This is a genomic window from Actinosynnema sp., from assembly GCF_052038725.1.
On the sequence record NZ_JBQGCX010001298.1, the window covers coordinates 1 to 8,436 of the forward strand.

6 protein-coding genes are annotated in these 8,436 nt (G+C 74.9%); 3 read left to right on the top strand and 3 right to left on the bottom strand.

Annotated features, from left to right (window positions below; translation table 11 throughout):
• A partial coding sequence (locus tag ACTUAL_RS27390; protein WP_440902265.1) for an AfsR/SARP family transcriptional regulator occupies window positions 1–2,495 on the bottom strand: 2,495 nt, incomplete at its 3' end.
• 138 nt (window positions 2,496–2,633) lie between these two features.
• On the opposite strand from ACTUAL_RS27390, the gene ACTUAL_RS27395 reads away from it, so the two are divergent.
• Complete coding sequence (locus tag ACTUAL_RS27395) at window positions 2,634–3,059, top strand: hypothetical protein (protein ID WP_440902266.1); 426 nt, start codon at window positions 2,634–2,636, stop codon at window positions 3,057–3,059.
• Between the two features lie 18 nt (window positions 3,060–3,077).
• Here the strand turns inward: ACTUAL_RS27395 and ACTUAL_RS27400 are convergent, their stop codons facing one another.
• Window positions 3,078–5,561: a DEAD/DEAH box helicase gene (locus ACTUAL_RS27400; protein WP_096496141.1), complete on the bottom strand. Its 2,484-nt coding sequence runs from the start codon at window positions 5,559–5,561 to the stop codon at window positions 3,078–3,080.
• A gap of 381 nt (window positions 5,562–5,942) precedes the next feature.
• Complete coding sequence (locus ACTUAL_RS27405; RefSeq protein WP_440902267.1) at window positions 5,943–6,533, bottom strand: uridine kinase family protein; 591 nt, start codon at window positions 6,531–6,533, stop codon at window positions 5,943–5,945.
• 160 nt (window positions 6,534–6,693) lie between these two features.
• Here ACTUAL_RS27405 and ACTUAL_RS27410 point away from each other — a divergent pair, with 160 nt between their 5' ends.
• A complete protein-coding gene (locus ACTUAL_RS27410; protein ID WP_440902269.1) occupies window positions 6,694–8,040 on the top strand; it encodes a replication-associated recombination protein A in 1,347 nt (448 codons plus the stop codon).
• Window positions 8,041–8,097: 57 nt separating this feature from the next.
• The coding region (locus ACTUAL_RS27415; protein WP_440902268.1) for an SAM-dependent methyltransferase at window positions 8,098–8,436 on the top strand (339 nt) is incomplete at its 3' end.

Genomic DNA, 8,436 nt, shown 5'->3' on the forward strand with positions numbered 1-8,436 from the left:
CCCCGCGCGCCCCGGCAGCGCCCGCGCAGGTCCGCCCCCGAAGCCGCCAGGTACACCGCGCCCAGCCGCAGCGCCCGCCCGTGGCCCTCGCGCAGCAGCGCCTCGGCGGCGTCGAGCTCCCCGCGCGCCAGGCGGACCGCGCCGAGCCCGATCAGCCCGGCGCACCGCGCGTGCGTCGACTCCCCGGACGCGCCGACCACCTCCCGGAACCGGTCCTCGGCCTCGGCCAGCTCGCCCACGTCCAGCGCGACCACGCCCGCGATGCCTGCGAGCAGCCACACCGCGCGCCCCACCGGGTTCCCCGAGCGGGCGGCGTCGCGGGCGGCCCGCAGGTCGCCGAGGTTCCGGTGCGCCGCCACCAGGTGCGCCATGACCACGCCCGCGGCCTCGGCGTCCCCGGCCGCCTCCGCCGCGTCGCCCGCCGCGCGCACCGCGTTCAGGAACTCGCCGTGGTGCCCGTGCGAGCCGAGGAACCCGCCGACCGCCTCGACCAGCGACCAGGCCATCGGCAGCGGCCCCAGCCGCGCGCACCGCTCGGTGGCCGCCAGCAGGCTCGGCCGCTCCGCCTCCAACCAGGCGCGCGCCGCGCGGGCGTCCGGCAGGTCCCCGCGCCCGCGCGCGGGCCGGACCTCGGGGAACAGCACGTCGCCCACGTCGGAGGCGGTGCTCAGGTACCAGTCGAACAGCCTGCCGCGCGCGGCCTCCAGGTCGTCACCGGCGGCGCGGGCGCGTTCGGCCGCGTACTCGTGCAGCAGGTCGTGCACCGCGAACCGCCCGTCGCCCGCGCGCTGCACCAGGTTCGCGGAGGCCAGCTCCTCGGTGAGCGCGCGGGCCGTGGCCTCGTCCGCGCCCAGCAGGGCGGCGGCGCCGAACGCGCTGAAGTCCGGACCGGGCAGCAGACCGGTGAGGCGGAACAACTTCGCGGCGTCCGGCCGCAGCGCGGCGTGCGAGAGGTCGAACGCCCGGCGCACCGCCGCGCTGTCGTCGTCCGGGACCGCCAAGGCGGACAGGCGGTCCCCGCCGCGCAGGTCGTCCACATAGGACCGGATGTCGGTGGTGTGCGCCCCGACGAGGTTGCCGAGCGCGATCCGCAGCGCCAGCGGCAGGTGGCCGCACAGCCGGGCCAGCTCGCGCAGCGCGTCGCCCTGCTCGTCGGCGGCCTCGGGGGCGAGCGAGCGGGTCAGCAGCTTCCACGCCTCGTCGTCGCGCAGCACGTCGAGCCGGACCGCCGAGGCCCCGACGTCCCCGGCGAGCTCGTTCCGGCTGGTGATCACCACCGAGCACTCGGGGACGCCGGGCAGCAGCGGCAGGACCTGGGCGGCGGAGGCGGCGTTGTCGAGCGTGATCAGCACCCGGCGCCCGCGCAGCCGGTCGCGGTAGGCGCGCACCAGGTCCGCCTCGTCGGCGGGGATGCTGTCGGGGCGCGCGCCGAGCGCCCGCAGGAACCGGCCGAGCACGGTGGTGGTGCCCAGCGGCGGTGACGTGGAGTGGCCGCGCAGGTCCGCGTACAGCTGCCCGTGGTGGTAGCGCTCACGCACCGAGTGACCGACCGTCACCGCGAAGGCGGTCTTCCCGACCCCCGGCGGCCCGCAGACGGCGACGACGGCGGCGGGACCGGCGAGCAGGCCCGTCACCCGGTCCAGCTCCTCGGCGCGACCGACGAAGTTCCCGACCGGCGCGGGCAGTTGCGACACCGGTGCCCACCCGGAGGGCAGCGGCCCCCGGAGCGCCGGGTCGCCGGTGAGGATCGAGTGGTGCACGGCCCTGAGCGACTCGCTGGGGTCCACGCCGAGCTCGCGGGCGAGGGCGGTGCTGGCCTGCCGGTAGGCGTCGAGCGCGTCGGCCTGGCGGTCCGCGCGGTGGAGCGCCACCATGAGCTGCGACCAGAACCGCTCGCGCAGCGGGTGGCGCGCGGTGAGCCGACGCAGGTCCGGCACCAGCTCCGCCCCGTGCCCGAGCCGCAGCCGGGCGTCGACGAGCTCGGCCGTGACCCGCAGCCGCTCCTCGACCAGCGCCGGGACCTCGTCGGCGTGCAGCGCCTCGGACGGCACGTCCGCGAGCGCCGGGCCGCGCCAGCAGTCGAGCGCCCGCTGGTAGTGCTCGACGGCGGAGCCGAAGTCCTTGGCGGAGGCGGCGAGCGCCCCGTGGGCGGCGTGGTCGGCGAACCGGTGCAGGTCGACGGCCCCGTGCGGCAGGCTGATCAGGTAGCCGGAGGGCGTGGTGTGGACGAGCTGCGGCTCCCCGAGCGCCCGCCGCAGCCGCATGACGTAGACGGCGAGCGTGTGCGCCGCGCGGGCGGGCGCCTGCTCACCCCAGACGGCCCGGACCAGCTCGGCGGACGAGACGGCCCGGTTGGCGGCCATGACCAGCGAGGCGAGCACGATCCGCTGCTTGGGCGCGGTGACGGCGACGACCACCCCGCCCCGCCGCACGAGCAGCGGCCCGAGCACCCCGAACTCGTCGTCGCCAAACCCGATCCCCAAGTCCCAACCCATCCCGCGCTCGTAGGCCCCGAAAGATCATCGCTGGTTCCGGGAGCGGGGGAGAACGCCGAACGGACGCGCCGGCTGGGCTGGACGGTTCAATCGGCTCGTGCGGGGGTGAGGTCGCGGCGAGCGGGGCTCGGTGAGGGCGTGTCAGAACCGGCGGACGGGCGCGCGCCGCACCCGCCCGAGCGGCACGGGCCGTGGAGGACCGCGCACGAGCGGCTGCGGGACCGGGGCGAGGTCCTCGCCGTCGACGGGCGGCGGGTGCGGGTGGGGCGGGTGATCACAGACAAGGCCCACGCCCACCCAGGCGCCCGCACCGCGTTACGGCGGCGGCGGATCAAGGCCGCCATCCGGGAGCGTGTCGCCCGGATCGCCCGCCGCAGGGCCCAGGGCTCGGCCGGTGGCAGGCCACCGGTCTTCGACCCCGGCCTCTACAAGCCGCACACGTGGTCGAGCGCTGCTTCAACCGCCTCAAGCGGTTCCGCGGCCCGGCCACCAGGTTCGCGAGACGAGCCGCCTGCCCACCGCGCCGAGATCATCCTGGCCCGCATCACCCTCCACCCGAGGTGAAGATCCGCAGGACAAGCCCTAGACCGCCTCCAACCGCCCCACCTCGACGACCCGCACCACCGCGTTCCCGGCCTCGTCCGACTCCTCCAGGTCGACCTCCGCCGTGAACCCCCAGTCCCGGTCGCCCGCCGGGTCCTCGAAGACCTGCCGGACCTCCCAGCGGTCCTCGCCCTCGGTGATCAGCAGCAGCTGCGGGCCGCGCGCGTCCGGGCCCGTGCCGATGTCCGAGTGCTCCTCGTAGTACGGCTCCAGCGCCTCGCGCCACTCGTCCGCGCCCCACCCGGCGTCGCCGTCGAGCTGGCCCAGCTCGTAGTAGTTCCGCCTCGCCGCCAGCTCCACCCGCCGGAACAGCGCGTTGCGCACCAGCACCCGGAACGCTCGCAGGTTGCGGGTCACGGCGGGCGGGGCGTCGTCGTGGACCTGCTCCTCGCCGGGGTTGCGCAGCTTCTCCCACTCGTCGAGCAGGCTGGAGTCGACCTGGCGCACCAGCTCGCCCAGCCACTCCACCAGGTCGTTGAGCTCCTCGGTCTTCGCGTCCTCCGGCACGGTCTGCCGCAGCGCCTTGTACGCGTCCGCCAGGTACCGCAGCACCAGGCCCTCGGACCGCGCCAGCTGGTAGTACGACACGTACTCGGCGAACGTCATCGCCCGCTCGAACATGTCCCGCACCACCGCCTTCGGCGACAGGTGGTGGTCCGCGACCCACGGGTGCCCGCGCCGGTAGGTGGTGAACGCGGCCTCCAGCAGCTCCTGCAGCGGCTTCGGCCAGGTCACCTCCTCCAGCAGCTCCATGCGCTGGTCGTACTCGATGCCCTCGGACTTCATCGCGCCGATGGCCTCGCCGCGCGCCTTGTGCTCCTGCGCGCCGAGGATCTGCCTCGGGTCGTCCAGGATCGACTCGATCACCGACAGCACGTCCAGCGCGTAGCCGGGCGCGGCCGGGTCCAGCAGCTCGATCGCGGCCAGCGCGAACGGGGACAGCGGCTGGTTCAGCGCGAAGTTGACCTGGAGGTCCACGGTCAGCCGGATGCCGTCGGCGTCCTGCTCGACCACGCCCGCCGTCCGCAGGCCCCGGTACATCGAGATCGCCCGCAGGATGTGCTTGCGCTGCGCGGGCCGCGACTCGTGGTTGTCCTCCAGCAGGTGCCGCATCGCCGCGAACGCGTCGCCGGGCCTGCCGATGACGTTGAGCAGCATCGCGTGGCTGACCTGGAAGCTCGACGTGAGCGGCTCCGGCTCGGCGTCGCGCAGGCGCTCGAACGTCTGGTCGCTCCACGACACGAAGCCCTCGGGCGCCTTCTTGCGCACGACCTTGCGCCGCTTCTTCGGGTCGTCGCCCGCCTTGGCCAGCGCCTTCTCGTTCTCCACCACGTGGTCCGGCGCCTGCACCACGACGGTGCCCATCGTGTCGTACCCGGCGCGCCCGGCCCGTCCCGCGATCTGGTGGAACTCGCGCGCCTTCAGGTGCCGGGTGCGCGTCCCGTCGTACTTCGACAGCGCCGTGAACAGCACCGTGCGGATCGGCACGTTGATGCCGACGCCGAGCGTGTCCGTGCCGCAGATGACCTTGAGCAGCCCGGCCTGCGCCAGCTGCTCGACCAGCCGCCGGTACTTGGGCAGCATCCCCGCGTGGTGCACGCCGATGCCGTGCCTGACCAGCCGCGACAGCGTCTTGCCGAACCCGGACGTGAACCGGAATCGCCCGATCGTGGTGGCGATGGCGTCCTTCTCCGCGCGCGTGGCCACGTTCACGCTCATCAGCGACTGCGCCCGCTCCAGCGCCGACGCCTGCGTGAAGTGCACGACGTACACCGGGGCCTCGTTGCCGTGCAGCAGCTCCTCGATCGTCTCGTGCAGCGGCGTCGTCACGTACTGGAAGTTCAGCGGCACCGGGCGCTCCGCCGAGCGCACCACGGCCGTGGTCCGGCCGGTGCGCCTGGTCAGGTCCTTCTCGAAGAAGGTGACGTCACCGAGCGTGGCCGACATCAGCACGAACTGCGCCTTCGGCAGTTCGATCAGGGGAACCTGCCACGCCCAGCCGCGGTCGGGCTCGGAGTAGAAGTGGAACTCGTCCATCACGACGATGCCCACGTCCGCGTCCGCGCCGTCGCGCAGGGCGATGTTGGCCAGGATCTCCGCGGTGCAGCAGATGATCGGCGCGGTCTCGTTGACCGACGCGTCGCCGGTCATCATGCCGACCTTGTCCGCGCCGAACGCCTCGATCAGCGCGAAGAACTTCTCCGACACCAGCGCCTTGATCGGGGCGGTGTAGAAGGTGCGCCTGCCCTGGGCCACGGCGGCGAAGTGCGCGCCGAGCGCCACCATGCTCTTCCCGGAGCCGGTCGGCGTGCTCAGGATGACGTTCGCCCCCGACACGATCTCGATCAGGGCCTCCTGCTGCGCCGGGTACAGCTGGAGGCCCTGGTCCCACGCCCAGTCGGAGAAGGCGTCGAAGAGGGTGTCTGCGTCGGGTTCGGCGGGGAGCCGTTCGGTGAGTGTCATCGCAGGCAGATAGTAGGCGAACCGGCCGACAAGATCCGTTCGCCCGCGCCCGCCCTGCCGGGCGCGTCGGGCCGCCTCCAGCCGTTCGGGGACGGCCGTCCGGGTGGTCGGACCGGGCGACGTGCGCCGGACCGGGGGCGCGCTCCGCCCGGTCGGGGTCGGAACGGGGGGTCGGGTCGACCGAAACGGCGTTCGCGGGGGGTCGGGAAAGGCCGGAACCGCTCCGGCGCGCCGGACCCCTCGGACCACCCGCCCGCCGCACGCCGCCCACGTGCCCGCGCGGGGGGCGGAACCGGCGTGAACCGCAGGAACCGGGGGGCGAAAAAGCCGGAGAGCACCCCGGAGGGGGTGCTCACCGGCCCGAGAACCGCGGGAGGGGCCCTACGCGGCGGCCAGCTCGTCCCGCCGCCCGATCAGCGCCAGCTCCTCCCGAGCCCGCTTCGGCTTGGTCGGCCGCATCCCGGCGTCCCGGCAGCGCCGCACCACGCTCGGGTGCTCGCGCAGCAGCCGCAGCCCCCGCCGCACCAGGTACGGGACCGGCTTGCGGGCCTCGACCACGTCCCGCGCGAACCGCCGCACGAACGTCAGCGGCGCGCTCGGGTCCAGCACCACCGCGTCGCCCAGCACCCCGGCGTCCCGGCACAGCTCGACCAGCCGGTCCGCGAACAGCCCCTCGGCCAGGAACGCGGGCGCCCCGTCCAGCGCCACCCGCTGGGTCCCGACCCGCGAGTCCGAGGCGAACTCGTACACCGGGGCCTGCACCGCGCCGGTGGTGGCCAGCTCCACGATCGCGCCCAACGCGGCCTCGACGTCCCAGGACAGCGGCGAGTCCCAGTCGGCGACCCCGTCGGAGCGCCGGGGGAGCAGGGGATCGGTCCCCTCGCGGTAGAAGTCGTCCAGACGCAGGACCGGCCAGCCCAGGTGGGCGGCGAGGTGGGTCTTGCCCGAACCGGAGGGGCCCGCGAGCAGCACTACTCGCGCGTGAACGGCAGGTGACGGCACGGGGGCCAAGTGTCGCACATCCGGGTGAAAAAATGCGCTTGCCCGGCCCTGTAGCCCAGGTCACGCGGCGCAGCCGACCGGTCGGGGACCGTCACCCCGGCGAGTTAGAGTCGACCCCGTGAGCGACGGGATGTTCGACGAGGGCCTGTTCGGCGTCGCACCGGAGGAGAAGGCGGCCCGGATCGCCGCCAACGCGCCGCTGGCCGCGCGGATGCGCCCGCGCACCCTGGACGAGGTGGTCGGCCAGGACCACCTGCTCGGCCCCGGCGCCCCGCTGCGCAGGCTCGTCGAGGGTGCCGCGCCCGCGTCCGTGCTGCTCTACGGCCCGCCCGGCACCGGCAAGACCACCCTCGCCACCCTCGTCTCGCAGGCCACCGGCAGGCGCTTCGCCGCCCTGTCCGCGCTGTCGGCGGGCGTCAAGGAGGTCCGCGCGGTCATCGAGGAGGCCAAGCGCAGGCTGGTGCGCTCCGGCGAGGCCACCGTGCTGTTCATCGACGAGGTCCACCGCTTCTCCAAGACCCAGCAGGACGCGCTGCTCGGCGCGGTCGAGGACCGGATCGTGCTGCTGGTGGCCGCGACCACGGAGAACCCGTTCTTCTCCGTGGTGTCCCCGCTGCTGTCCCGCTCGCTGGTGCTCCAGCTCCGCCCGCTGACCGACGAGTCGGTGCGCGAGCTGGTCCGCCGCGCCGTCGCCGACGAGCGCGGGCTGGGCGGCAGGGTGACCGTCGAGCCCGACGCCGAGGACCACCTGGTCCGGCTCGCGGGCGGCGACGGCAGGCGCGCGCTCACCGCGCTGGAGGCCGCCGCCGACACGGTCCTGGCGGGCGGCGCCGCGTCCGGCTCGCTCGACCTGGCCACCCTGGAGGCCACCGTCGACAAGGCCGCCGTGCGCTACGACCGGCAGGGCGACCAGCACTACGACGTGACCAGCGCGTTCGTGAAGTCCATCCGGGGCTCGGACGTGGACGCGGCGCTGCACTACCTGGCCAGGATGATCGAGGCGGGCGAGGACCCCCGGTTCATCGCGCGCTGGCTCGACATCCACGCCACCGAGGACGGCGGCTTGGCCGCCCCGACCGCCCTGCAGACCGCCGTGGCCGCCGCGCAGGCCGTGCAGCTCATCGGCCTGCCCGAGTGCGCCCTGCACCTGGCCCACGCGACCGTGCACCTGGCGACCGCGCCCAAGTCCAACGCGATCACCACCGCCATCGGCGCCGCGATGGAGGACGTGCGCAAGGGCCTGATCGGGACCGTCCCGCCGCACCTGCGCGACGGGCACTACGCGGGCGCGGCGAAGCTCGGCAACGCCCAGGGCTACCGCTACCCGCACGACGTCCCGGAGGGCGTGCTCACCCAGCAGTACCCGCCGGACGGCCTGGTGGGGCGCAACTACTACGAGCCGACCGGGCGCGGCGGCGAGCGCGTGCTGGCCGACCGGCTGCCCAAGCTGCGCCGGGTGGTGCGCGGGCAGGACTGAGGGCGGGCGGAGCGTAATTCGGGTGCCGCCCCCGCCGCCCTCTGCCACGGTGCCCCGGTGACTTCCCCCGCGCCGGTCAACGGCCACGCCCTGCTCGACTTCAACTCGCCGCTGTCCGACGCGCGCGCCGCCGCCCTCATCGGCAGCCTGCCCCCGCTGCCCGACCCGCTCATCGCCGACTACGGCTGCGGGTGGGGCGAGCTGCTGCTGCGCGCCGTCGAGGCCATCCCCGGCGCGCGCGGCGTCGGCGTGGACAGCGACGAGCGGGCGATCGAGCGCGGGCGCGCGGCCGTCGCCGAGCGGGTCCCCGGACGGGTGGAGCTGGAGGTGGGCGACGCCACCGCGTGGGAGGGCCCGGCCGTCGACGTCGCGGTCTGCGTCGGCGCCGCGCACGCC

What these genes read in the sequence shown, in the direction of transcription:
- ACTUAL_RS27400 (WP_096496141.1), bottom strand. Translation starts at nt 5,561, where the DNA reads ATGACACTCACCGAACGGCTCCCCGCCGAACCCGACGCAGACACCCTC.
- ACTUAL_RS27410 (WP_440902269.1), top strand. Translation starts at nt 6,694, where the DNA reads ATGTTCGACGAGGGCCTGTTCGGCGTCGCACCGGAGGAGAAGGCGGCC.